This window comes from Mesorhizobium sp. M1E.F.Ca.ET.063.01.1.1 (assembly GCF_003998155.1).
Lineage (GTDB): Bacteria > Pseudomonadota > Alphaproteobacteria > Rhizobiales > Rhizobiaceae > Mesorhizobium.
In genome coordinates, this window is the sequence record NZ_RZSC01000785.1 from 1 (window position 1) to 2,657 (window position 2,657).

The following is a 2,657-nucleotide window of genomic DNA, read 5'->3' on the forward strand; positions in this document are numbered from 1 at the left end:
CAGCATCCTGTTTCTATGCGGAAAGCGGCCAAAGCGCTGGATGATCTCCAGGTGCTCCCTGGCGTATTTGAGATAGTCCGGGGCCTTGGCTGTGGTGAGTTCCACCGACCGCTGCTGATCGGCGAGCGATTCCGAATGCTCGAAGGGCAGATAGAGGAAAACGCGCAAGGCCTGGTCGAGCGCCAGGTCATGGCCGGCGGCGATCGCCCTGTCGGCGAAATGCCTGGCCAGCGGATCGGTCGCATACATGTGTCCGGTACCGCGGAAGCAATTGCGCGGGAACTGGTCGAGCAGGATCATCAGCGCCAGAGATCCTTCGGCGTGCGCGTTCCAGTCGTCGCATTCGCGCCGCGCGACGGCATGGTGCAGGCCGAGGAAGCGATTGCGCAAATCCGCGTCGAACGCGTCGTTCTTCTCGAACCAGGCGTCCTCGCCGGCATCGCGCCAGAATTTGGTGACGGAAAGCGCCCGCGCGTCGAGCTCTGACATGCATTACCCTTTCAGCTCTTCGTCTCTGCCTTGTTCAGCACGCCGGCCGTCTCTTCGTTCAGCGCCCGGCCGGCGCGGCGTGGCTGGGTCAGCGGCGTCGGGATCGGCGTGCCGATATTGCCTTTGAGGAAACGCTGGCCGGCGCGCACGCCCTCGGCCAGTTGCGTTTCGAAACGGGCGGTGTCGCGGCGCCGGACGTCCTCGATGACATCGGCGACCTCTTCCGGGTCGACGCCCAGCGCTTCCAGCGCCGAGCCGCCGAAGACCAGCGCCGATTCGAAGGTTTCGCGCAGCTGATAGTCGACGCCGGCGCGGATGAGCTGCAGCGCGGTTCCCCGGTCGAAGGCACGTGCCATAACGGTGACCAACGGGAATTCGGACTTGATCAGTTGCGCGATGCGCACGGCTGCGTCCGGCTTGTCGACGCAGATCAACACGGCGCGCGCCCGGCCGGCGCCGGCCGCATGCAGGATGTCGAGCCGGGTGCCGTCGCCGTAATAGACCTTGAAGCCGAAATCGGCCGCCGCCTGGATCATCTCGACCTCGTTGTCGATGATCGAGACGTCGAGACCGCGCAGAAGCAATGGCTGGCTGGCGATCTGGCCGAAGCGGCCGAAGCCGATGATCAGCACGCTGCCGGTGAGGCCGTCGGCGATGTCGACACCTTCCAGCGATTGCTCGTCGCGCGGCGTGAGGTAGCGCAGCGCCACGATTGCCAACGGCGTCAGCACCATCGAGATGATGATGATGGCGGTCAGCGTGGCGTTGGCCTGGCCGTCGATGATGCCGACCGCGGCCGCCGAGGAATAGAGCACGAAGGCGAACTCACCGCCTTGCGCCATGAAGACGGCGCGCTCGAGCGCTTCGCGGTGGCCGCTCTTGAGCATGCGCGCGACGATGTAGATGCCGAGCGCTTTCATGATCATGTAGGCGACGACATAGATGGCGACGAGCCGCCAGTTCCGGGCGACGACGCCGAGATCGAGCGACATGCCGACGGCAAGGAAGAACAGGCCGAGCAGAATGCCGCGGAACGGCTCGATGTCGGCTTCGAGCTGATGGCGGAAGGTCGATTCGGAGAGCAGCACGCCGGCGAGGAAAGCGCCCATCGCCATCGACAGGCCGGAAAGCTGCATGGCTAGAGCCGACCCAAGCACCACGAGCAGCGCCGCGGCCGTCATCACCTCGCGGGCGCGGGCATCGGCCAGGATGCGGAAGAGCGGGTTGAGCAGATAGCGTCCTGCCACCACCAGCCCGACGATTGCCGCGACGCCGATGCCAACCTCGGTGAACCGTTCGGACAGGCTGGTGTCGGCGCCGCCCGGCGCCAGGAACGCGACGAGTGCCAGAAGTGGCACGATCATCAGGTCTTCGAGCAGGAGGATCGAGACGATGCGCTGGCCCTTGGGCGTGGCGATCTCGCCGCGTTCCTCGAGAAGTTGCATGACGATAGCCGTCGAGGTCAGGACGAAGCCGGCGCCGGCGACGAAGGACTGAGCGATCGGAAAACCTCCGGCGAGTCCGACGCCGGTCAGAAGCAGGGCGCAGACGCCGACCTGCAGCGCGCCGAGCCCAAAGATCTCGCGGCGCAGGCCCCAGAGCCGCGACGGCTGCATTTCGAGGCCGATGATGAACAGGAACATGACGACGCCAAGCTCGGCGACATGAAGGATGGCCTCCGATTCGGAAAAAACGCGTAGGCCGAACGGCCCGATGACCACGCCCGCCGCCAGATAGCCGAGGATGGAGCCCAGCCCCATGCGCTTGAAGATCGGCACGGCGACCACGCCGGCAGCAAGCAGCGCCACCACCTGTACGAGATCGCTGCTCGATGCTTCAGCCGCCATGCCAATCATCCCGTTGTTTCGAAGCACTCCTTGCATGCAGCGGGAGCGGGAGGCAAGGGCGGGAGGCCTGCCAGGAAGGGTAGGGTGCCGTTGAAGCGGCCTCCGCTTGCTTGCCGGACGCTTGGCATCTATAAAAGCCAAATGCCTGACTATTCGTCCCGCCCGCCTCCACATATCCCGATGGATGCGCTCAGCGAAGTCCTGCAAGACTTTCACCTGAGTGGCGTCAACTATGGCCGCTGCGAGCTCCGACATCCATGGAGCATCGCCTTTCCGCAACAGCCACTGCTTCGCTTTCACTTTGTCGGCCAGGGTCCGTGC

General features: G+C 65.0%; 3 protein-coding genes. 1 reads left to right on the forward strand and 2 read right to left on the reverse strand.

What is annotated here, in order from left to right; translation table 11 throughout:
* Together EOA29_RS32260 and EOA29_RS32265 are read right to left on the reverse strand one after the other, a co-directional pair.
* On the reverse strand, positions 1-489 hold a 489-nt coding region (locus EOA29_RS32260), incomplete at its 3' end, for a DUF924 family protein (RefSeq protein ID WP_127222136.1).
* Positions 490-500: 11 nt separating this feature from the next.
* The gene (locus EOA29_RS32265; RefSeq protein ID WP_126093777.1) at positions 501-2,336 is read right to left on the reverse strand and encodes a monovalent cation:proton antiporter-2 (CPA2) family protein; all 1,836 of its coding nucleotides are present in this window, start codon (positions 2,334-2,336) and stop codon (positions 501-503) included.
* 141 nt (positions 2,337-2,477) lie between these two features.
* Here EOA29_RS32265 and EOA29_RS32270 point away from each other — a divergent pair.
* Positions 2,478-2,657: cupin domain-containing protein (locus EOA29_RS32270; RefSeq protein ID WP_145969924.1), on the forward strand; the 180-nt coding region annotated here is incomplete at its 3' end.